Raw genomic sequence first — 23,512 nt, forward strand, 5'->3', positions numbered from 1 at the left:
GCTATGCCGAATGTTTCCAGACGCCCCACCCAAGGCGGCAAGCCGCCATCCGCCGACAAGTCGCTCGATACCCAGGAGCAGTTGAAGAAACTGCGCGAAAGCTTGCTGCGCGACGCGCAGACAGGCGAGGACGAGGCTGCCGGTCTCAGCAAGAAGGAACTCGCCGCGCGGCGATTTGCGGGCGGCGGTGCGGTTGAGGGCGCGGTTGGGACTTCGGGTCCGCAGGGGCAGAGTGCGAAGTCGCCGACGCCGGTGGCTTCGCAGCCTCGGCGCGGCGCGCAGCAAGCGGCCGGAGGGGCTGCCGCCAAGTCGCAGAAGCCGAAGCCGCAGTCTCCGGTCACGCAGGAGTCGCGAGGAGTCGCACCGCAAAGTCGCGTGGAGCGCAAAGCGCCGCAGGAACCGTCGACGCGAAAGCTGGATGCACCGGCTGATCGGAACACGTCGCTCGCGCGCCCGGCAAGCGCACGCGATATCGCCAAACCTTCCTCTTCGCGCGATGCAAGTAGTTCGCACGATGCTCGCGGCGAACAGCGCAGCACGCAGGCGCGCCAAACGACTTCTGCGTCAACCGCGCGGCCGGTCGAGGCACAAGGCACCCGACCTTCAAAAAACGATTCTCGCGCGGAGACTACGCGTGCCGAACACAGCGCGCGCGACGAACGGCACAAGGCCGAGGCGCGGCAAGTCGATCGAAGCGCACGACCGGACGACCGATCCCATCGAGAGCAGGCCGCAGCGCAAACGCACTCGAGTGCGCGCAACGCGCAAGCCGGGCAGGTTCGCCACGGAAGCGACGAGCGTTCACCACGTGAGGCGCGCGCGGCGCGAGCCAGCGAACCACGCGCCAAGCAACAAGGCGAAGTCTCCGCAGTTCAGCACGCGAGGCAACACAACGAACGCCCACCGCGCCGCGAGGCGCGCGCCGTCACCCCCAACCCCATCCCGCCGATCACCTTTCCCGAGGCGCTTCCCGTCTCCGCCCGTCGCGAGGAGATCGCGCGCGCGATCGAAGGGAATCAGGTCGTGATCGTGAGCGGCGAAACCGGCTCCGGCAAAACCACGCAGCTCCCCAAGATCTGCCTCGCGCTCGGACGCGGTCTCGGCGCGGGCGGCAGCGGTCTCATCGGTCATACGCAGCCGCGCCGGATCGCGGCATCGGCGACGGGGCGACGTATCGCCGAGGAACTCGCAACGCCTTTCGGCGAAGTGGTCGGCTACAAGGTGCGCTTCACCGACAACCTCGCGCCGGGCGCATCGGTCAAGCTCATGACCGACGGCATCCTGCTCGCGGAAACGCAAACCGACCCGCTGCTGAGCGCGTACGACACGATCATCATCGACGAGGCGCACGAACGCAGCCTGAACATCGACTTCCTGCTCGGCTATCTCAAGGAAATCCTGCCGAAGCGCCCGGACCTCAAGCTGATCGTCACGTCCGCGACCATCGACGCGCAACGCTTCGCGCGCCACTTCGGCAGCGACGAAAAGCCCGCGCCCGTGATCGAGGTCAGCGGGCGGCTATATCCGGTCGAGGTGCGCTACCGGCCGGTGGAGGAAGACAGCGCCGCCGTCAAATCGGCGCAAGGCACGCTGCAAAAGCGCAACGACCGCAAGGCGGACCGCGATTTGATGGAAGCCATCGTCGATGCCGTCGATGAACTCTGCCGCGTCGGTCCCGGCGACGTGCTCGTGTTCCTGCCCGGCGAGCGCGAAATTCGCGATGCCGCCGAGGCGCTGCGTAAGCACCATCCGCCGCATACGGAAATCCTGCCGCTGTTCGCGCGCCTTTCCGCTGCCGAACAGGAGCGCGTGTTCAAGGCGTCGAACGCGCGGCGTATCGTGCTCGCGACCAACGTCGCGGAAACGTCGCTGACGGTGCCGGGTATTCGCTATGTCGTCGATACCGGCATGGCGCGCGTGAAGCGCTATTCGTATCGCAACAAGGTCGAGCAGTTGCAGATCGAGTCGATCTCGCAGGCCGCCGCCAATCAGCGCGCGGGCCGGTGCGGGCGCGTCGCGGACGGCGTCTGCATTCGTCTCTACGACGAAGCCGACTTTCAGTCGCGCGTGCGCTTCACCGATCCCGAGATCCTGCGCTCGTCGCTCGCGGCGGTGATCCTGCGCATGAAGTCGCTGCATCTGACGGCGATCGAAACCTTTCCGTTCATCGAGCCGCCGCCGGGACGCGCGATCGCCGACGGTTACCAGTTGCTGAACGAACTCGGCGCCGTCGACGACGACAACGCGCTCACGCCGCTCGGCCGCGAACTCGCGCGGCTGCCGCTCGATCCGCGCGTGGGCCGCATGATTCTCGCCGCCCGCGATCATCACGCGTTGACGGAAGTGCTGATCATCGCGTCGGCGTTGTCGGTGCAGGACCCGCGCGATCGTCCGATCGAAGCGCAGGAGCAGGCGGATCAGGCGCATCGGCAGTTCGTCGACGAGCGCTCCGAGTTCCTGCAATGGACGCGCATCTGGAAGTGGTTCGACGAAGCCATTGCGCACAAGAAGTCGAATCGACAGTTGACCGATGCGTGCCGCGCCAACTTTCTCTCGCATCTGAGATTGCGCGAATGGCGCGACGTGCATTCGCAACTTCTCACGGTCGTGCGCGAACATGGCTGGCGTCTGAACGAATCCGACGCGACGTTCGAGCAAGTGCATCTTTCGCTTCTCACGGGGCTGCTCGGCAACATCGGCATGAAGGCCGACGACGAGCCGCATTATCTCGGCGCACGCGGCATCAAGTTCCACTTGTGGCCGGGTTCCGCGCTGCTGAAGAAAGCGGGCCGCTGGGTGATGGCGGGCGAACTCGTCGAGACGAGCCGGCTGTACGCGCGGACCATCGCGAAGATCGAGCCGGAATGGCTGGAAACGGTCGGGCCGCATCTGTTGCGCAAGTCGCTTTCCGAGGCGCATTGGGAGAAAAAGGCCGCGCAAGTGGTCGCGTATGAACGCGCGACGCTCTACGGTCTCACGGTCTACGGGCGGCGGCGCGTGAGTTACGGCCAGCAGGACCCGAAGTACGCGCGCGAGTTGTTCATTCGCGGCGCGCTGGTAGAAGGCGAGTTCGACACGCGTCTGCCGTTCTTTGCGCACAACCGCAAGCTGGTCGCGGACATCGAGCAACTGGAACACAAGTCGCGCCGTCAGGACGTGCTCGTGGACGACGAACTCATCCACGGCTTCTACGATTCGCTCGTGCCCGAAGGCATCTGGACCGGCGCGGCGTTCGAACGCTGGTATCGCGACGAGCAGCGCAAGGAGGGCGGCAAACAACTGCTGTTCCTTTCGCGCGACGACCTGATGCGTCACGAGGCCGCCGGCGTCACCACCGACCTGTTCCCGAAGCGCATGACGATGTCGGGCATCGAAATGACGCTCGCGTATCACTTCGAGCCGGGCGCGCCGCGCGACGGCGTGACGCTCACGGTGCCGCTTTATGGCCTGAATCAGATCGATGCGCGCCGCGTCGAATGGCTCGTGCCCGGCATGCTCAAGGAAAAGACGCAACTGCTCCTGAAGTCGCTGCCGCAAAAGCTGCGCCGGCATGTCGTGCCCTTGCCGGATTACGCGGCGGGCTTTGCCGAGCGCAACGCGGGGCCGAGGTTCGGCGCGGGCGCCTTGGTCGACGCGCTCATCGCCGATATTCGGGAGCAGACGCAAGTCGCCGTGAAGAGCGCGGATTTCAAGCTCGAAACGCTGCCCGCGCATCTCTTCATGAACTTCAAGGTGATCGACGAGCACGGCCGCCAGCTCGCGATGGGCCGCAATCTCGCGCAATTGCGCGCGGAACTCGGCGGTCAGGCGCAGCAGCATTTCCAGAAGCTGACGGCAAGCGCGGCTTTCGATGCACTTTCCGCCGATTCGCCGAACGCGCCGCAGACGCAGGCCGCGAGCGCGTCCACCGGCACCGCGCTCTATGAAAACCTCACGACGTGGAATTTCGGCAAGCTACCCGAGCTGCTGGAAATTCGACGTCGCGGGCAGACGCTGTTCGGCTATCCGGCGCTCGTCGATCGCGGCGCGCATTGCGACGTCGAAGTGTTCGATTCGCCGGAGGAGGCGGCGCGGATTCATCGCGCGGGCTTGCGGCGGCTCTTCTGGCTGCAATTGCGCGAGCCGATCCGCTATCTGGAAAAGAATCTGCCGGGGCTGCGCGAAATGTCGATGCAGTTCATGGCGCTCGGCACCGCCGACGAGTTGCGCGATCAGATCGTCGATACGGCGCTGGACCGCGCATGTTTGCAAGACCCGCTACCCGACGACGACGTGAGCTTCCACGCTCGCCGCGATGCCGCGAAAGGCCGGCTCACGCTGCTCGCGCAGGAGATCGCGCGGCTGGTCGGCGCGATCCTCGGCGAATACGCGGCGCTTCTAAGGAAGCTCGCGCAGGCGAAGCCGTTCGCGCAGGCTTACGCCGATATCCAGTCGCAGTTGAACGCGCTCATCGGCAAGCGCTTTGTGATCGACACGCCTTACGCGCAACTCGCGCATTTTCCGCGTTATTTGAAGGGCATCGGGCTGCGAATCGACAAGCTGAAGGCCGATCCGGCTCGCGATGCGCGTATTTCCACGGATCTGCATCCGCTCGTGCAGCAATATCAGCGCGCGCTCGCGCAACGCGGCGGCGTGGCGGACGCGCGGCTCTCGGAATACCGCTGGCTGCTGGAGGAACTGCGCGTGTCCCTGTTCGCGCAGGAACTGCGCACACCCATGCCCATTTCCGTGAAGCGCCTGCATAAAGTCTGGGAAGCGATGCAGCGCTAAAAGACGAAGCAGCGCAATGCCGATTTTTTCGCCAAAAAAACGGCATTTCTTGCGCCGTTAAACGAAATTGCGCAAAAACAGGCGTTTCGTCAACGCGACGACAAGCGCAAACGTTCTACAATGACGCCTGCCTTCGGACGTCTACTTTTTCATGCGCTCATCTTTTCTGTCTGGCCGCTTTCGGGCGGTTGCCTCACGCGCCGCGCTCGCTATCGGCGCGGCCTTCATCGCCACCGCGGCATTTGCCAATAACGTCATCGTCCTGAACTCGGCGGAAGCCACGCTGAGTCTTATCGACGAAAACACGCGCCAGGTCGTCGGCACCGTGCCCACGGGCAAGGAACCGCATCACTTGATGCCCACGCCGGACGCGTCGTCGCTGATCGTTGCGAATTCGGTATCGAACAATCTCATGTTCGTCGATCCGAAAACCGGCGCCGTGCAGCGCTGGGTGCAGGATATCGAAGACCCGTATCAAATCGGCTTTTCGCCGGATCGCAAGTGGTTCGTGTCGACGGGTCTGCGACTCGACCGCCTCGATATCTATCATTTCGACGGCAAGAATCTGACCGTGGCCAAGCGCTTGCCGCTCGCCACCATGCCGAGCCACATCGCGTTTTCGAACGACAGCACGACCGCGTTCATCTCGCTGCAGGTGTCAAACGAAATCGCCGCGATCGACCTGGCGACGCAGACGGTCAAGTGGAAGATGAAAGTCGGCCCGACGCCCGCGGGCGTATGGTTCACGCCGGGCGACAAGTATTTGCTCGTCGGCATGACGGGCGCGGATTACGTCGCCGTGGTGGACTGGCGCAATCAGAAGATCGTCAAGACCATCACGACCGGCAAGGGCGCGCATAACTTCCGCTCGCTCGTGGACGGCAAGCATGTGGCCGTGTCGAACCGGGTGGCGAACACCATCAGCATCATCGACGAAGACACGCTCACGAACGTCGGCGACATCACGGGCCTCTTGCCGGGACCGGATGACATGGAACTTTCCGCCGACAAGAAGTATCTCTGGGTAACGTTCCGTTTCGCGAAGCATGTCGGCGTGATCGACCTTGCGGATCGTAAGCTGATCCAAACCATCAAGGTTGGCCGTTCGCCGCACGGAATCTACTTCTTCAATCGCGCGCCGGTGACCTCGCCTAACGGCGCCTGAGGCTGCCCGCGAAAGCAGTAGGAAAAGGGCGCTTGCGGGCGCCCTGTATTACGATTGAGTCAGGCCGTATTGAGTCACACGGAGCATCATGTTTCATTCCATTCTTTCGTCGCTCGACAGCTTCGTCTCCGCCCTGCAGACCATGCTCTACGTGGACGTGGTCCAGCCGTTTCTGTTCAAGGTCGGCCTCATGGACTATGACGAAGACACCTACGACGCTCTTTACTGGGTGATCGTCGGCGTGCTGGAAGTGCTCGCGATGTACGCCGTGCTGCGCCCGCTCGAAGCGCTGCGCCCGGCCGAGGAATGGCAGGATCGCAAGGGCGTGCGTATCGACGTGCTTTATACGTGGATTGTCAAGCTCGGCATTCTGAACCTCTTTTTCTTCTTCACGTTCCAGCCGGTTTTCGATTCGCTGCAAAGCTGGCTGCGCCTGCATGACATCCCGAATCTGGAAATCGACAATCTCTGGCCGGGCGTGACCACGCAACCCATGGTCACGTTCGTGATTTATCTGGTGCTGCTGGATTTCGCCGGTTATTGGTATCACCGGCTGGAGCATCGCATCGGCATCTGGTGGGAACTGCACGCGGTGCATCACAGCCAGCAGCAAATGTCGCTTTGGTCGGACGACCGTAACCATCTGCTCGACGACATCCTGCAGGCGGGGTTCTTCGCCACTGTCGCGCTCGTGATCGGCGTGGAGCCGTCGCAGTTTGTCGTGCTGGTCGCCATTACGAACCTCATGCAAAGCGTGCAGCACGCCAATATTCGCCTGCATTATGGCTGGCTGGGCGACCGGCTCTTCGTGAGCCCGGCGTTTCATCGTCGTCATCATGCAATCGGCTTCGGCCACGAAGGCACGGCGTACGGCTGCAACTTCGGCGTGCTGTTCGCGTTCTGGGACATTCTCTTTCGCTCGGCTTCGTTCGACCGCACCGTGGAGCCAACCGGTATTCGCGATCAACTCGGCGCGCCGGGCGTCGCGCCCGTGCGTTACGGCGACGGCTTCGTCGAACAGCACTGGCTCGCGTTCAAGCGGATCGGCGCGCGTTTGTCTTCGCGTCGCGCGAATTCGGCTTCCGACAAAAGCTCGGCGGCTGTCTGAGTCTCCATCACCAGCGCCCGTTCGGTGCGCTGGTTTATGCTGTCGTTTCCACTCCCTCTTCGTCGAATCACGCATGAATGACTTGCTGCGTTCGTTCGTGCGCGCCATTGCGCATGCCTTTCACCCACGCATGCTCTGGCTGACTTTCATGCCATTTGCGGTCGCCACGCTGAGCTGGGGCGCGGTGCTCTGGTTCTTCTGGCAGACGCTGACAGGCGCGGCAACCGGTTGGCTCGACGGCTGGGCGCTCACCGCCGCGATGTACCGCCTGTTCGATGCCGTCGGCTTCTCCTCGCTGCATGCGGTGATCGCGCCGTTTTTCGTCGTCATCATGGCGATTCCGCTGATCTTCGTGACCGTGTTGCTGCTGATCGCCACGCTCTCCATGCCAGGCGTCATCAAGCTGCTCACGCGCCGGCCGGGCGGTCATTACGCGCTGCTCGAAGAGCGTCACGGCGGCTCGTGGTCTGGCAGTCTCGGGCACTCGGTCATCACCACGCTCGTTTGCCTGATCGCGCTCGTCGTCACGTTGCCGCTGTGGCTCATTCCACCGTTTTTCGCGCTGATTCCGCCGCTCTTGTGGGGCTGGCTCACCTATCGCGTGATGACTTACGATGCGCTCGCCGTGCACGCGAGCGCCGAGGAACGCCGTGTGATCGTGCGTGATGCGCGCTGGCCGCTGCTTGTCATTGGCATCGTGAGCGGCCTGCTCGGTTCGGTGCCGACCATGTTGTGGGCCTGGTCGGTATGGCTCTTGCCACTCTTTCCCGTGGTCGCGGCGGCGACCATCTGGGCATACGCATTCATTCTGGTGTTTTCGGCGCTCTGGTTCGCGCATTACTGCCTGCACGCGCTCGAACGACTACGGGCGAATGCGGCGCCTCAAGTGCCGGCCACCACCGTTCCATTCTGAGAAGGAGCATTCATGGGCATTGGCGTCATCATCATCGGCGACGAGATTCTTTCAGGCCGGCGCACGGACAAGCATCTGCCGAAAATCATCGAATTGCTGAGCGCGCGCGGGCTCTCGCTCGATTGGGCCGAATACGTCGGCGACGATCCCGCGCGTATCACCGCGACGCTCGCGCGCACCTTTGCTTCGAGCGATATCGTGTTTTCGACCGGCGGCATCGGCGCGACACCCGACGATCACACGCGTCAATGCGCGGCCAAGGCGCTCGGCCGGCCGCTCGAACTGCAACCGGAAGCGGCGGAACTGATCCGGGAGCGCATCCGCGAGACGGCCGGCGACAAACCGTATGACCTCGATTCGCCGGAGAATCTGCATCGGCTGAACATGGGGACGTTTCCGCAGGGCGCGGCGATCATTCCGAACAGCTACAACAAGATTCCGGGCTTTTCCGTCGGCGATCATCATTTCGTGCCGGGCTTTCCCGTCATGGCGTGGCCAATGATCGAATGGGTGCTCGATACCAAGTACGCGCATCTGCATCACGCGACGCCTTATATCGAGCGCTCGTTGCTCGTGTTCGGGCTGCCGGAGTCGCGCATCACGCCGCTCATGGTGACCATCGAGCGCGATTTCGACGGCGTGCGCGCCTTCAGTCTGCCGAGCGTGGGCGATGCCGCGCGCGGCGCGCTCTATGCGCGTTCGCATATCGACCTCGGCGTGAAGGGCGAGCCGGATCAGGCCAACGCCGCGTTCGAAGTGTTGCGCGAGGGCGTGCTCGCCCTGGGCGGCGAAGTGGTCGAAGCGCCGCCGGAGGACGCGGCGTGATCCTGCTCGAAGTCATCGCGACGACCGTTTCCGACGCGCGCGCCGCCGAGCGTGGCGGCGCCAATCGGCTTGAACTGATCACGGCGATCGGCGAGGGCGGGTTGACGCCGAGCATCGGCCTGATCGAGTCGGTGGTGGAGGCGGTGCGCATTCCGGTGAACGTCATCGTGCGGCCGCACAGCCGTTCTTTCGTCTACGATGCTGACGATTTCGCGGTCATCGAACGCGACGTCCGCGCAATCGCGAAGACGGGCGCCAACGCGATCGTCGTCGGCATGTTGAACGCACATGGCGATGTCGACACCGAAGCGCTAGAGCGCGTGATCGATGCCGCCGACGGTTTGCCGCTCACCTTCCATCGCGCGATCGACGAAGCCCGCGACTTGCCCGCTGCGTTCGAGACGCTTTTGCGCTTCGACGCCGTCACGAACGTGCTGACATCGGGCGGCAAGCCATCCGTGCTGGAAGCCGGACCGGTTATCAAGGCGCTCGTCGCGCAAGCGGCGGGAACGCATTGCACGGTGCTCGCGGGCGCTGGTTTTACCGTGGATGCGGTCGCGCCGTTCGCCGCCGCGACAGGCGTGAAGGCCGTGCATTTCGGCTCTGGCGTGCGCGTGCATGGAAAAGGCTCGGAGCCGGTCGACGAATTACGCGTGGCGCGCGTGCGGGCGTTGCTCGACGCAGGCGAGTGAACGAACGGCGACGCTTATGCGCCCATCCAAGGCAAGCCACGAAAGCACCATCCCGACACCGTCTTCCGATGCCCTTGCCCGTCTTTGTCTCCCTCGAAACCTTCGAGCAGGTCATACGCTTTCATGAACCCTTCCTTCTGCGCGGCGACCGCGGCAAGCTTGGAGCGCGCGGCGCTGCGGCACAGAAAGAGCACCGGCGTATCCGGAGTGGCGACCTGCCGCAATTGTTCGATAAACTCGCCGTTCGGCACCGAGCCGGGATAACGAATCCATTCGACATGCGCGTACTGCGCGCCATCGACGGCGGGACGTCCGACCCAGTCGAGTTCGGCGCGTGTGCGGACATCGACGAGACGCGTACGCGGGTCGAGTTGCAGCAGTTCGAAGGCTTCGGCGGGAAGGAAGGCGCCCGCGTAGGTCAGCTTGTTTTCCGTGGCTCGGCTCGCGGCCTGGCCATAAAGTTGTTCGGGCGTGCTCATGGCGCGTAGTCTCCGGTAAAGCGCAAAAATTCATTTTAGCGTGCCAGACTCTGAGCGGTGCCGAGGGCTGGAAGCCCGACAACCTTACTGCGTCAAATTGGTGCAAGATAAGACGAATGCACGAAAATCGGGCGCGCCGTGGATGATCCGAATGGTCGCGCACCGAATTAGTGCGAACGGTCGGCTTACGACCAAGCGGCCGGCTCGATAAAGCATCATCGTTTCACAAAAAACGCGCGCCGCTTCAAATGCTTAGCGCAAGATTGGTGCGCTTGGCATGGAAGCTGCTTTTCAAACCACGATTGTTTCAGCGGTACAGGATTCGGTCGGGGCGGCGAAAGGTTTTCGCCGACTTTTGTTAATCAGGAGATAGGTAATGAGTAAATCCGTGGCCGACGTCATTCAGCTCGTCAAGGACGAAGACGTCAAGTTTGTCGATTTCCGCTTCACCGACACGCGCGGCAAAGAACAACACGTTTCCGTGCCGGTCTCGGCATTCGACGAAGACAAATTTGAAAGCGGCCACGCTTTCGACGGTTCGTCCATCGCCGGCTGGAAGGGCATCGAAGCATCGGACATGTTGCTCATCCCCGATGCGGATACCGCGTTCATCGACCCGTTCTACGAAGAGTCCACGCTGGTTCTGACCTGCGACGTGGTCGAGCCGGCCGACGGCAAGGGCTACGAGCGCGACCCGCGTTCGCTGTCGAAGCGCGCTGAGGCATATCTGAAGAGCTCGGGTCTCGGCGACACCGCGTTCTTCGGTCCGGAGCCGGAATTCTTCATTTTCGACTCGGTGCAATGGAACACGGATCAGTCGGGCACGTTCGTCAAGATCGGCTCGGAAGAAGCGCCGTGGTCGTCGGCGAAGGAATTCGAAGGCGGCAACACCGGCCACCGTCCGGGCACGAAGGGCGGCTATTTCCCGGTCGCGCCGGTCGACACGTTCCAGGACATGCGTTCTGAAATGTGCCTGTTGCTCGAACAGATCGGCATTCCGGTCGAAGTTCACCACCACGAAGTGGCGGGCCAGGGCCAAAACGAAATCGGCACCAAGTTCTCGACGCTGGTTCAGCGCGCGGACTGGCTGCAGCAGATGAAGTACATCATCCACAACGTGGCGCATACGTACGGCAAGACGGCGACGTTCATGCCGAAGCCTATCGTCGGCGACAACGGTTCGGGCATGCACGTTCACCAGTCGATCTGGAAGGACGGTCAGAACCTGTTCGCGGGCAATGGCTACGCGGGGCTGTCGGAATTCGCGCTGTTCTACATCGGCGGCATCATCAAGCATGCACGCGCGCTGAACGCGATCACGAATCCGGGTACGAACTCGTACAAGCGTCTCGTGCCGCACTTCGAAGCGCCTGTGAAGCTGGCTTACTCGGCTCGCAACCGTTCGGCATCCATCCGCATTCCGCACGTGAGCAACCCGAAGGGCCGCCGTATCGAAACGCGCTTCCCGGATCCGCTCGCGAATCCGTACCTGTGCTTCTCCGCGCTGATGATGGCGGGTCTCGACGGCGTGCAGAACAAGATTCATCCGGGCGAAGCCGCGGACAAGAATCTGTACGACCTGCCGCCGGAAGAAGATGCAAAGATCCCGACCGTGTGTGCCGGCCTCGATCAGGCACTCGACGCACTCGACGCGGATCGCGAGTTCCTGACGCGCGGCGGCGTGTTCACGGATTCGATGCTCGACGCCTACATCGAACTGAAGACGAACGAGCTGCAACGTTATCGTCAGTCGGTGCATCCGGTCGAGTTCGAGATGTACTACTCGCTGTAAGCGCCGCCAACGCATGACGTCGATGCGCTTCGTAGACGGCTGGTCGATGAAGCGCGCGGCGCATGCCCTAGGCGAACACGAAAAAGGGACGGCGCGCCGTCCCTTTTTTAATCGCCGCGTGGCTGACGCGCGTCACATGCAGTCACAAAGAAAGAAGAAGATCGAGTTTCACGAGCGACCTCATTGGCCACCCTTTTTAAAGCTCGATGGTGCTTAAGAATCTGATCAAGGCCCGCAAAGGGCACGCCGACGCACTCTCCGACGACACCCAACTCGCGGGAACCGGTCTTCTGCCGGGACTCGAAGCGTTGCCGACCGTCGTGCTCGTGCTCGACAAACGCACGCAGCGCATCGCGTACGCGAACCCGTCGGCGGAGTCGATGCTGGAGATGTCGCGCAAGCAACTCACGCAGACGCACTGGCCCAATCTCTTCGCCAACTCCGAGGAACTGGCGACAACCATCGCATCCATCGCGGAGAACCGCTTCAACGCGACGCGGCTCGATGCCATGCTCGAACGCCCCGGGCGCGAGGCGTTTCACGTGCATGCGATCGTCGCGTATCTGGAAGTCGCCACCGATTACGTGCTGCTCGAACTCTTCGAGAACGAACGGCATTTGCGCACCGACCGCGAAGAGCGCATTCACGATCTCACGGCGGTAAACAAGCAGCTCATCCGCAACCTCGCGCACGAGATCAAAAACCCGCTCGGCGGCATTCGCGGGGCCGCGCAACTGCTCGAGTTCGAACTCGGCGCGCGCGAACGCGACGAGTTGCGCGAATACACGCAGGTCATCATCAAGGAATCGGATCGGCTGCAGACGCTCGTCGATCGCTTGCTGGAACCGCACCGGCATCCGCATATCGTGGGCGATGTGAACATCCACGAAGTCTGCGAGCGCGTGCGCGCGGTGATCCTCGCGGAGTTTCCGCGCGGCCTCACCATCGAACGCGATTACGACGTGAGCGTGCCCGACCTGCGCGGCGACAAGGAACAACTGATACAAGCGCTCCTCAACATCGTGCGCAACGCGGCCGAAGCGTTGAGAGAGCGCATCTCGCAAGGCGACGCGAAGATCGAACTGCGTACGCGCATTGCGCGCAAGGTGACCATTGGCAAAAAGCTGCACAAACTGGCATTGGACTTGCATATCACTGACAACGGTCCCGGCATTCCTAGTGAGATTCGCGACCGGATTTTCTTTCCGCTCGTGTCGGGCCGGGAAGATGGTAGCGGTCTGGGTCTTACGCTCGCGCAGTCGTTCGTGCATCAGCACGACGGGCTGATCGAAGTGGAGAGCAAGCCCGGTTGCACCGAGTTCGCCATGCTGTTGCCATTCGGAAACTGAGGATCATCGACCTGAATCCAAACGACGCACATTCCTGGCCGCCAATTTACGACGCGATTGCGCTCCAAGCCTTGAAGCCTGACCGTTTCGACGGGCTCACACCGAACCACACGAAGACTTCTCGCCGAACGATATGAAGCCGATCTGGATAGTAGACGACGACCAATCAATCCGATGGGTGCTTGAGAAAGCACTCGCACGTGAGAACTTCACGACGCGCAGTTTCTCCGGCGTGCGCGATGCGCTCGCCGCGCTCGAGCACGACAGCCCGCAAGTGCTCGTCTCCGACATCCGCATGCCAGGCGGCTCGGGCCTCGAATTGCTGCAAACGGTGCGTGACCGCTTGCCGGGCTTGCCAGTCATCATCATGACGGCGTTCTCGGATCTGGATAGCGCGGTGGCCGCATTCCAGGGCGGCGCGTTCGAATATCTCGCGAAGCCTTTCGATGTCGACAAGGCCGTCGAGCTGATCCGCCGCGCCGTCGACGAGTCCATGCGCGGCGAGTCCGCCTTCGACGAGCGCGTGACGGAAACGCCCGAGATGCTCGGCCAGGCGCCAGCCATGCAGGACATGTTTCGCGCCATCGGCCGCTTGTCGCATTCGGCGGCGACCGTGCTCATCACGGGCGAATCAGGCACCGGAAAGGAGCTTGTCGCGCGCGCCTTGCACCGACATAGCCCGCGCGCGAACGGACCGTTCATCGCGCTGAATACGGCGGCGATTCCGAAGGATCTGTTGGAATCCGAACTATTCGGTCACGAGCGCGGCGCGTTCACCGGCGCGCAGGCCATGCGGCAAGGGCGTTTCGAGCAAGCGGAAAACGGCACGCTGTTTCTCGATGAAATCGGCGACATGCCGTTCGACTTGCAGACCCGCTTGCTGCGCGTGCTCTCCGACGGGCAGTTCTATCGCGTGGGCGGACACAATCCGCTCAAGGCGAACGTGCGCGTGATCGCGGCGACGCATCAGAATCTCGAATCGCGCGTGCGGCAGGGTTTGTTTCGCGAGGACTTGTATCACCGGCTCAACGTGATTCGCCTGCGCTTGCCCGCGTTGCGTGAACGCAGCGAAGACATTCCCTTGCTCACGCGGCATTTTCTGCAGAAGAGCGCGCGTGATTTGGGCGTCGAGCCCAAGCGTGTCTCGGATGAAGCGATTGCTTATCTGGCGTCGCTGCCGTTTCCGGGCAACGTGCGCCAGTTGGAGAACTTGTGCAACTGGCTGACGGTGATGGCGCCCGCGCAAGTCATCGAGCAGAAGGACTTGCCACCCGACCTCACGCCGCGACAGGAATATGCGTCGGCGGAGAGCATTGCGGTGTTGCCCGATGGCGCGATGACGGCGGGGCCCGCGGTCACCAACGGCGTCGCGGCGCCGTTGGCCGGAACGCCGGCTGGCGTCTGGGAGAATGGCTTGCGCACGGAAGTCGCGCGCCTTTTGCGTGAGAATTCGGCCGATGTCATGGACGAACTCGCGCGCCGTTTCGAGGCCGCCGTGATTCGCGAAGCACTCGACTTCACGCGCGGCCGGAAAGTAGAAGCGGCCGAGCGTCTGGGCATTGGCCGCAATACCATCACGCGCAAGATTCAGGAATTGCATTTGGACGCGTGATTTGGAACAAATGGGGTCAGCCGAGCGTCGCGATCACCGGCGCGTGGTCGGATGGCTGGTCCCATTTGCGCGGCGCTTTATCGACTTCGCATGAAGTGCATAGCGCCGAGAGTTCCGCCGACAGCAAGATATGGTCGATACGCAGACCCATGTTCCGGCGGAACGCCATCATTCGATAATCCCACCACGTGTAGAGCTTTTCGGGCTGCTCGAACTTGCGGAAGGCATCGGTCAGGCCGAGTTCGACGAGTTGCACGAAGTGCGCGCGCTCCTCGGGCGATACGAGATTCTGTCCTTCCCACGCTTTCGGGTCGTGCACGTCGCGGTCGTCTGGCGCGATGTTGTAGTCGCCGAGTAACGCGAGCTTCGGATGATGCGCCATCTCACCGCGCAGCCATTCACGCAGCGCGTCGAGCCAGCGCATCTTGTAGGCGAACTTCTCGGTGCCGGGCGCCTGGCCGTTCGGAAAATACGCCGACACAATGCGCACGCCTTCCACCGTCGCCGCGATCACGCGCTGCTGCAAATCCTCGAAACCGGGGATATTGCGAATGACGTTCACCTCGTCCACTTCCATGCCGTCGCGCACCAGAATGCCGACGCCGTTATAGGTCTTCTGTCCCGCGAACCAGCTTTTGAAACCGACGGCCGCGAGTTCGGCGCGCGGAAACTTTTCGTCGGGGAGCTTGAGTTCCTGAAGACACAGGACGTCGACGTTGGAGGAAGCCAGCCAGTCGATGACGTGCTGCTGGCGGACTTTGAGCGAGTTGACGTTCCAGGTGGCGATTTTCATGGGGACGACGATTATCTTTGGTTCTGGTGAGGTCGAGTGCGCCGGACTTCGTGCGCAAGGCAATTCAAGTGCGAATAGCCATCCCGAATGATACCGCCATGTCATGGCGGATCGGCTTCGGCAACCTGGCGCGTGCTTCGCAAAGCTGCGGTCGAAGCGCCTCTTTACACCATTTTTACACCGCCCCCTCCAACCTTATCCAACCCTTTACGCGTCCTCCCCTAATCTCCACCCTATCCGAAAACCGATAGGGGAGAACGTCTCAATGGACCTGCTTTACCTCGCCGGCATAGCCCTGTTCTGGGCCCTGTGCGTGGCCCTCACGCGTGGCTGCGCGCTACTGCGCAACCGCGTTCAGGGAGGCCGCGCATGAACGCCTGGATGATGTGGCTCGCCGCCGCCTCGACGCTGCTGCTCTTCGCGTACCTCGTTTATGCGCTTCTCGACGCGGAGAACCTCGAATGAACGCCAATTCGCTGATGCAGACAGCACTCTTCATCCTCGTGCTGATCGCGCTCGCCATCCCGCTCGGCCGATACATCGCGAACGTGCTCGATGGCTCGTCGGTGATCGTGAGAAAGACACGACCCGTCGAACGATTCATCTATCGCATGGCCGGCGTCGACCCCGAAGCGGAAATGTCGTGGAAGCACTACGCGCTCGCCGTGCTGCTCTTCAACGCGCTCGGCACGCTCGCGCTGTACGGCTTGCTGCGCGTGCAGCATCTGCTGCCCGCCAACCCGCAAGGCTTCGGCGCGATGACGCCTGACGCCGCCTTCAATACCGCCGTGAGCTTCGTGACCAACACGAACTGGCAGGACTACGGCGGTGAAAGCACGCTCGGCTATCTCGCGCAAATGCTCGGCCTGACCGTGCAGAACTTCCTTTCGGCGGCGACGGGCATCGCTGTCGTCATCGCGCTGATTCGCGGTTTCAAGCGGCATTCGGTGCAGACCATCGGCAACTTCTGGGTCGATCTCACGCGCACCACGTTGTACGTGCTCGCGCCGCTTGCTGTCGTGGTGTCGGTGTTGCTCGTGAGTCAGGGCGTGATCCAGAACTTCAAGGCGTATCGGGACGTCTCGACGCTGCAAGTCACGACGTATCAGACGCAGTCGACGGACGCGCAAGGCAAGGCCGTCACGCAAACGCTCGAGAACGACAAGCAAACGCTGCCGATGGGCCCCGTCGCGTCGCAGGAAGCCATCAAGATGCTCGGCACCAACGGTGGCGGCTTCTTCAACGCGAACTCCGCGCATCCGTACGAGAACCCGACGCCGTTTGCAAACTTCGTGCAGATGCTCGCCATGCTCGTCATTCCGGCGGCGTTATGCGTCGTCTTCGGGCGCATGGTCGGCGACAAGCGGCAAGGCTATGCGGTGCTCGCGGCCATGACCATCGCGTTCGCCGCCGCCTGCTGGAGCGAGATCGCGGCGGAACAGTCGGGCAATCCGGTGTATGCGTCGCTGCATGTCGATACGACCGCGTCCGCGCTGCAATCGGGCGGCAACATGGAAGGCAAGGAAACGCGCTTCGGCATTGCGCAATCGGGCATTTTCACGGTGGCGACGACCGCGGCCTCATGCGGCGCCGTCAACAACATGCACGATTCGCTGACGCCGCTCGGCGGGCTCGTGCCGATGCTGCTCATCCAGCTTGGCGAAGTGATCTTCGGCGGCGTCGGGTCGGGGCTCTACGGCATGCTCGTGTTCGCGTTGCTCGCGGTGTTCGTCGCGGGGCTGATGATCGGTCGCACGCCCGAATACGCGGGCAAGAAGATCGAATCGTTCGAGATGAAGATGGTGTCGATCACCATTTTGCTCACGCCGTTCATCGTGCTCGCGGGCACCTCGATCGCCGTGCTGAGTGTGGCGGGAACGGCGGGTATCGCCAATCCCGGCGCGCACGGCTTCTCCGAAGTGCTCTATGCCTTCAGTTCCGCCGCCAACAACAACGGCAGCGCGTTCGGGGGCCTTTCGGTGAACACGCCGTTCTATAACGTCCTGCTCGGCATCGCGATGTGGTTCGGCCGCTTCGGCTCGATCATTCCGGTGCTCGCCATCGCGGGATCGCTCGCGGCCAAGAAGCGCCTCGCGGTGACGGCGGGCACGCTGCCCACGCACGGACCGCTCTTCGTCGTGTTGCTGCTCGGCACGCTGGTGCTGGTCGGCGCGCTCACGTACGTCCCCGCGCTCGCGCTCGGGCCGGTCGTCGAGCATCTCGGCATGATCGCCGGCCACTGAATCTCGAGGAAAGCATGAATCAAATGAATCAAGCGCCGCTGCATCGTCCGGACAATACCGGGCAGACGCGCACGGCGGCCCGTTCGATGTTCGATCCCGCGCTCGTGAAGCCCGCGATCGTCGATTCGTTCGTCAAGCTCGCGCCGCGCACGCAGTTGCGAAACCCCGTGATGTTCTGCGTGTATGTCGGCAGCATTCTCACGACCGTGCTCTGGATCGCCGCGCTCGCGGGCCAGGCCGAAGCGCCCGCGGGCTTCATCCTCGCGATCGCGTTATGGCTGTGGTTCACGGTGCTCTTCGCCAACTTCGCGGAAGCGCTCGCGGAAGGGCGCTCGAAGGCGCAGGCGGCGTCGTTGCGCAACGCCAAGCACAACGTGGTCGCCAAAAAGCTCAACGAGCCGCATCCGAAGTCGCCGATCCGCATCGTCGCATCGACGGATCTGCGGCGCGGCGATGTCGTGCTCGTCGAAGCGGGCGACGCGATTCCCGCCGATGGCGAAGTGATCGAAGGCGTGGCATCGGTCGATGAATCCGCGATCACGGGTGAATCCGCGCCCGTGATCCGCGAGTCGGGCGGCGACTTCTCGTCGGTGACGGGCGGCACGCGCGTGCTGTCGGACTGGATCGTCGTGCGAGTGAGCGTGAATCCGGGCGAGGCGTTTCTCGACCGCATGATCGCCATGGTCGAAGGCGCGAAGCGTCAGAAGACACCGAACGAAATCGCGCTCACCATCTTGCTCGTCGCGCTCACGCTCGTCTTGCTGTTCGCCACCGCGAGCCTCTTGCCGTTCTCCATGTTCGCCGTCGATGCCGCGAAGGCGGGCCACGTGGTGAGCATCACCGCGCTCGTGGCCTTGCTCGTCTGCCTGATCCCGACGACCATCGGCGGCCTGCTGTCCGCCATCGGCGTGGCGGGGATGAGCCGCATGATGCAGGCGAACGTCATCGCGACCTCGGGCCGCGCGGTCGAAGCCGCCGGCGATGTCGACGTGCTCCTGCTCGACAAGACCGGCACGATCACGCTCGGCAACCGGCAGGCGTCGTCGTTCGCGCCCGCGCCGCGGGTCGATGAACGCGAACTCGCCGATGCCGCGCAACTCGCCTCGCTCGCCGACGAAACGCCGGAAGGACGCAGCATCGTGGTGCTGGCCAAGCAACGCTTCAACATCCGCGAACGCGACATGGCCAGCTTGCACGCGACGTTTCTGGCGTTCTCCGCGCAGACGCGCATGAGCGGGGTGGATCTTCCCGACCGCGAGATTCGCAAGGGCGCGGCGCTCGCGGTGAAGAAGTACATCGAGGAACACGGCGGGCGTTTTCCGCAGGAAGTGCAGAGCGCCGTGGATGAAATCGCGCGACGCGGCAGCACGCCGCTCGTCGTCGCGGAACGCATGCTCGAAGGCGGCGCGCGCGCGCTCGGCGTGATCGAGCTGAAGGACATCGTGAAGGGCGGTATTCGCGAGCGCTTTGCCGAATTGCGCAAGATGGGCATCAAGACCGTGATGGTGACGGGCGACAACCGCCTGACCGCCGCCGCGATTGCCGCCGAAGCGGGCGTCGACGATTATCTCGCCGAAGCCACGCCGGAGACGAAGCTCGCGACCATCCGCGCGCATCAGGCCGAAGGGCGGCTCGTGGCGATGACCGGCGACGGCACCAACGACGCGCCCGCGCTCGCCCAGGCCGATGTCGCCGTCGCGATGAACACCGGCACGCAGGCCGCGAAGGAAGCGGGCAACATGGTCGATCTCGATTCGAATCCGACCAAGCTGATCGAGATCGTCGAGATCGGCAAGCAGATGCTGATGACGCGCGGTTCGCTCACCACGTTTTCCATCGCCAACGACGTGGCCAAGTATTTCGCGATCATCCCGGCCGCGTTCGCGACGACGTATCCGCAATTGCGCGTGCTCGACGTAATGCATCTCGCGTCGCCGTCGTCGGCGATTCTCTCGGCGGTGATCTTCAATGCGCTGATCATCGTGTTTCTGATTCCGCTCGCGTTGAAGGGTGTGAAGTATCGTGCGCTCGGCGCAGCTTCGCTCTTGCGGCGTAATTTGCTGATCTACGGGCTGGGCGGCATCGTGTTGCCGTTTCCGGTCATCAAGCTGATCGACATGACCATCAGCGCACTCGGCTGGCAATAATGGAGATGAACATGAAGAACCTCTTGCGTCCCGCGATCGTGCTGCTGCTCGCGCTGACTGTCGTGACCGGTTTGCTTTATCCGGCCATCGTGACGGCGCTCGGACAGGCCGCGTTCTCGCATCGGGCAAACGGCAGCATCATCGAGCGAGATGGGAAGGCGGTCGGTTCGGAACTGATCGGCCAGCAATTCGATGCCCCGCGCTACTTCTGGGGCCGTCTCTCGGCGACCACGCCGAACCCGTATAACGCGAGCGCTTCGAGCGGCTCGAACCTCGGTCCGACGAACCCCGCGCTCGCCGATGAAATCAAGTCGCGGATCACCGCGCTCGACGATCCGGCGTCCGCGCCTGTCGACCTCGTGACGTCGTCGGGCAGCGGGCTCGATCCCGAGATCAGTCCGGCAGCGGCGGCGTATCAGGTCGAACGCGTGGCGAAGGCGCGCGGCCTGCCGCGCGCACGGGTCGAAACGCTCGTCGCGCAGGCAACGTCCGGTAGACAGTTCGCTCTCTTCGGAGAGCCGCGAGTGAATGTGCTTAAATTGAATCTCGCGCTCGACGATGTTCGATGATCGATCACGCTTGAAGCAATCCGCCGCCCACGATGACCCGTCCCACTCCCGATGAACTCCTCGACAAACTGCAACGTGAGGAAGCGCAGCGTCAGCGCGGCCGGCTGAAGATTTTTTTCGGAGCATCAGCGGGTGTGGGCAAGACGTTCGCCATGTTGCAGGCCGCGCGGCGTTTGCGCGAAGAGGGTGTCGACGTGGTCGCGGGCGTCGTCGAAACGCATGGGCGGAAAGAGACGCTTGCGCTGCTCGAAGGAGTCGACGTTCTGCCGCCTGCGCGCATCGAGTATCGCGGGCGGCTTCTCGCCGAATTCGATCTCGACGCCGCGCTCGCCCGCAAGCCGCAACTGATCCTCGTCGACGAACTCGCGCACGCGAACGTGCAAGGTTCGCGGCATCTGAAGCGCTGGCAGGACGTGCAGGAACTGCTCGATGCGGGCATCGACGTATACACCACGGTCAATGTCCAGCACCTCGAAAGTCTCAACGATATCGTCGGGCGTATCACCGGCATTCGCGTATGGGAGACGGTGCCCGACCGCGTGTTCGATCGCGCCGACGAAGTCACGCTCGTCGACCTGCCGCCCGAAGAGTTGCTCGACCGTCTGCGCGACGGCAAGGTCTATCTGCCGCAACAGGCCGAGCATGCGGTGCGCAACTTCTTTCGCAAGGGCAATCTCATCGCGCTGCGCGAACTGGCGTTGCGGCGCACCGCCGATCGCGTGGATGCGCAGATGCGCGAGTATCGTGCCGATCAGTCCATCGAGCGTATCTGGCGCGCGCGCGAACGGCTGATCGCGTGCATCGGTCCGGGCCCGGAAAGCGCGGCGCTGGTGCGTGCGGCGGCGCGGCTCGCGAGCGCGCTGAAGGCGGACTGGCTCGCGGTGTACGTGGAGACGCCGCGCCTGCAACGCCTTCCCGATGACAAGCGTCAACGCACCTTCGACGCCCTCAAGCTCGCCGCCGAACTCGGCGCGGAAACCGTCACGCTGGATGGCGCCGATGCGGCGGCCACGCTCATCGCTTATGCGCGCATGCGCAACGTGTCGAAGCTCGTGGCGGGTGCGTCCTTGCCCGGCGGATGGCGCCGCCTCTTCGATACGCCGATGACCGAGCGCATCGTGCGGCAGGCGGCGGATATCGACGTGACGCTCGTGTCCACCGGTCCACGCGACGAACCGCGCACGAACTACGCAATGTCGTTCACCGCGCATTCGCCGCCGCATGCGTACCTTCTTGCGCTCGTCATCGGTGCGGCCATTACGGTCGTCGCGAACTTCCTGGAAGCGCGCCATTTCGCGATCACCAATCTCGTGATGCTGTATCTGCTGGGCGTGATCTTCGCGGCGGTACGGCTCGGACGCGGGCCGGGCGTCATGCTCTCGTTTCTCTCCGTCGCCGCGTTCGATTACTTCTTCGTGCCGCCGACGCTGTCGTTCTCCGTAACGGACACGCAGTATTTGCTGACCTTCATCGTGATGCTGCTGACTTCGCTCACCATCAGCCATCTCACGTCGAGTTTGCGGCGCGAGGCGCGCATTGCATCGCAACGGGAACGGCGCACGAGCGCCATGTACGCGATGACCAAGGAGCTTGCGGCCGCGTTGATGACCGAGCAGATCATCGAGATCGGCACGCGCCATGTCGCGGAGATTTTCCAGGCGAAGGTCGCGATTCTGCTGCCCGATGCCGCCGAACAAGTGCGCCAGAAAGTGGGCGAGCCGAATCCCGACACGGCGCTTGATGCCGCGCGTCTGGATATCGATATCGCGCAATGGGTCTACGATCAGCAAAAGCCGGCGGGACATGGCTCGGAAACGCTGCCAGCCGCTGCGGCGCTCTACTTGCCGCTCAAGGCGCCGATGCGCACGCGCGGCGTGCTGGCGCTCGTCACGGGACGCGAGGCCGAATTCGCCGTGCCGGAGCAGCGGCGCATGATCGAAACCTTCGCGGCGCAAATCGCGCTGGCGCTGGAGCGCGTGCATTACGTGGAGATCGCGCAGGACGCGCTCGTCAACATGGAATCGGAGCGCATGCGCAATGCCTTGCTGGCCGCGATATCGCACGATCTGCGCACGCCGCTGACATCGATCGTCGGCTTTGCGTCGTTGCTGGAGGGCGGGGCGTCGGAAGCGTCGTCGCGCGAACTGATCCATGCGATCCACGAGGAAGCGTTGCGCATGAGCGGGCTCGTGACGAATCTGCTCGACATGGCGCGTTTGCAGGCGGGCGCGGTGCGGCTGAACCGTCAATGGTCGATGCTCGAGGAGACCGTCGGCGCGGCCCTCAACGTCATGCGCAGGACGCTCGCCGGCCGTCCGGTGCAGGTGCGCGTTCCCGCCGATCTGCCGCTTCTCATGCTCGATGCCGTGCTGATGGAGCGGCTCTTCGCGAACCTTCTGGAGAACGCGGCGAAGTACACGCCTGCGGGTTCCGCCATACGCATAAGCGCGGCGGCCGAGCAGGATGGCGATGGCCGCGTCGTGCGCGTGTGTATCGACGACGACGGTCCGGGCGTGCCTGCCGGTAGCGAAGGGCGCTTGTTCGAGAAGTTCACGCGTGGGGAGAAGGAGTCGGCGAAACCGGGCATCGGGCTTGGGCTTGCGATCTGCCGGGCGATTGTCGAGGCGCATGGCGGGCGCATCGGCGCGGAGAATCGTGCCGATGGCGGCGCGCGGTTCTGGTTCACTTTGCCGGTGGAGGAGGCGATGCCTAGGGACATGCCGCAGGACGAGGAGGCTGAAGCGCCGCAACGGGATGGCGATATGGCGGGTTGAGCGGTGGGATGGCTCGAGCCGGAAATCTCGCGAGTCGGGCGCGCGGTCTTTTCGATTAACGATTACCTTGCGGCTCCGTAGACGAACCGGACGCGTTCTCACGATATCGGACGCGCAGACGACGAGCGGTGCTGCCCGGCTCAATAGGGTCGTCGCCATTCACGAATGCCACGAATCAGCGGGCACATTCGGCTTTCTGTAGGCCTCGGCGCGTCTGGCGGCGTGCCGAAGCCCGCGCCTCCATGCGATCATGCCATTTCGCCGCCACGCTCACAAAACGC

Annotated in this window: 16 protein-coding genes; 14 read left to right on the forward strand and 2 right to left on the reverse strand. The window is 63.3% G+C overall.

Translation table 11 applies throughout. The features are described 5' to 3' along the window. Positions 1 to 3 precede the first annotated feature (3 nt). From hrpA to LDZ28_RS04900, 6 genes are all read left to right on the forward strand, one after another. Positions 4 to 4,770, forward strand: a complete 4,767-nt coding sequence (gene hrpA, locus LDZ28_RS04875; RefSeq protein ID WP_244827578.1) for an ATP-dependent RNA helicase HrpA — start codon at positions 4 to 6, stop codon at positions 4,768 to 4,770. Between the two features lie 151 nt (positions 4,771 to 4,921). Then, positions 4,922 to 5,935, forward strand: a complete 1,014-nt coding sequence (locus LDZ28_RS04880) for a beta-propeller fold lactonase family protein (RefSeq protein ID WP_244827579.1) — start codon at positions 4,922 to 4,924, stop codon at positions 5,933 to 5,935. 88 nt (positions 5,936 to 6,023) lie between these two features. Beyond that, positions 6,024 to 7,043, forward strand: coding sequence for a sterol desaturase family protein (locus LDZ28_RS04885; protein WP_244827580.1), 1,020 nt, complete (start codon positions 6,024 to 6,026; stop codon positions 7,041 to 7,043). A 73-nt stretch (positions 7,044 to 7,116) separates the two neighbouring features. Next, entirely contained in the window at positions 7,117 to 7,956 is an 840-nt protein-coding gene (locus LDZ28_RS04890; RefSeq protein WP_244827581.1) for an EI24 domain-containing protein, read from the forward strand. Positions 7,957 to 7,968: 12 nt separating this feature from the next. Continuing rightward, entirely contained in the window at positions 7,969 to 8,781 is an 813-nt protein-coding gene (locus LDZ28_RS04895) for a molybdopterin-binding protein (RefSeq protein WP_244827582.1), read from the forward strand. Then, positions 8,778 to 9,473, forward strand: a complete 696-nt coding sequence (locus tag LDZ28_RS04900; protein WP_244827583.1) for a copper homeostasis protein CutC — start codon at positions 8,778 to 8,780, stop codon at positions 9,471 to 9,473. Before LDZ28_RS04895 ends, LDZ28_RS04900 begins: the two co-directional genes overlap by 4 nt. A gap of 14 nt (positions 9,474 to 9,487) precedes the next feature. Here the strand turns inward: LDZ28_RS04900 and LDZ28_RS04905 are convergent, their stop codons facing one another. Then, the gene (locus tag LDZ28_RS04905; protein ID WP_244827584.1) at positions 9,488 to 9,952 is read right to left on the reverse strand and encodes a rhodanese-like domain-containing protein; all 465 of its coding nucleotides are present in this window, start codon (positions 9,950 to 9,952) and stop codon (positions 9,488 to 9,490) included. A gap of 376 nt (positions 9,953 to 10,328) precedes the next feature. Between LDZ28_RS04905 and glnA the strand changes: the two genes are divergently transcribed. The 3 genes from glnA (at position 10,329) to ntrC (ending at position 14,705) form a co-directional block, all read left to right on the forward strand. Beyond that, positions 10,329 to 11,744, forward strand: coding sequence for a type I glutamate--ammonia ligase (gene glnA, locus LDZ28_RS04910; RefSeq protein ID WP_244827585.1), 1,416 nt, complete (start codon positions 10,329 to 10,331; stop codon positions 11,742 to 11,744). A 206-nt stretch (positions 11,745 to 11,950) separates the two neighbouring features. Further along, positions 11,951 to 13,093: a nitrogen regulation protein NR(II) gene (glnL, locus tag LDZ28_RS04915; protein WP_244827586.1), complete on the forward strand. Its 1,143-nt coding sequence runs from the start codon at positions 11,951 to 11,953 to the stop codon at positions 13,091 to 13,093. Between the two features lie 133 nt (positions 13,094 to 13,226). After that, the gene (gene ntrC / locus LDZ28_RS04920) at positions 13,227 to 14,705 is read left to right on the forward strand and encodes a nitrogen regulation protein NR(I) (RefSeq protein WP_244827587.1); all 1,479 of its coding nucleotides are present in this window, start codon (positions 13,227 to 13,229) and stop codon (positions 14,703 to 14,705) included. Positions 14,706 to 14,721: 16 nt separating this feature from the next. On the opposite strand, the gene xth is transcribed toward ntrC, so the two are convergent. Further along, on the reverse strand, positions 14,722 to 15,498 hold the full coding sequence (gene xth, locus LDZ28_RS04925) for an exodeoxyribonuclease III (RefSeq protein WP_244827588.1): 777 nt from the start codon (positions 15,496 to 15,498) through the stop codon (positions 14,722 to 14,724). A 369-nt stretch (positions 15,499 to 15,867) separates the two neighbouring features. Between xth and LDZ28_RS04930 the strand changes: the two genes are divergently transcribed. From LDZ28_RS04930 to LDZ28_RS04950, 5 genes are read left to right on the forward strand one after another with little or no spacing between them, the layout of a single operon-like run. Continuing rightward, complete coding sequence (locus LDZ28_RS04930) at positions 15,868 to 15,963, forward strand: potassium-transporting ATPase subunit F (RefSeq protein ID WP_244827589.1); 96 nt, start codon at positions 15,868 to 15,870, stop codon at positions 15,961 to 15,963. Then, the gene (gene kdpA, locus LDZ28_RS04935) at positions 15,960 to 17,741 is read left to right on the forward strand and encodes a potassium-transporting ATPase subunit KdpA (RefSeq protein ID WP_244827590.1); all 1,782 of its coding nucleotides are present in this window, start codon (positions 15,960 to 15,962) and stop codon (positions 17,739 to 17,741) included. Before LDZ28_RS04930 ends, kdpA begins: the two co-directional genes overlap by 4 nt. A 14-nt stretch (positions 17,742 to 17,755) precedes the next feature. Next, a complete protein-coding gene (gene kdpB / locus LDZ28_RS04940; RefSeq protein WP_284507704.1) occupies positions 17,756 to 19,888 on the forward strand; it encodes a potassium-transporting ATPase subunit KdpB in 2,133 nt (710 codons plus the stop codon). A gap of 11 nt (positions 19,889 to 19,899) precedes the next feature. Further along, positions 19,900 to 20,457 carry a potassium-transporting ATPase subunit KdpC gene (gene kdpC, locus LDZ28_RS04945; RefSeq protein ID WP_244827591.1) on the forward strand — a complete coding sequence of 186 codons (558 nt, stop codon included), beginning with the start codon at positions 19,900 to 19,902 and terminating at the stop codon, positions 20,455 to 20,457. Between the two features lie 32 nt (positions 20,458 to 20,489). Continuing rightward, complete coding sequence (locus LDZ28_RS04950; RefSeq protein ID WP_244827592.1) at positions 20,490 to 23,231, forward strand: sensor histidine kinase KdpD; 2,742 nt, start codon at positions 20,490 to 20,492, stop codon at positions 23,229 to 23,231. The last annotated feature ends 281 nt before the right edge of the window (positions 23,232 to 23,512 follow it).

This window comes from Caballeronia sp. TF1N1 (assembly GCF_022878925.1).
Classification (GTDB): Bacteria; Pseudomonadota; Gammaproteobacteria; order Burkholderiales; family Burkholderiaceae; genus Caballeronia.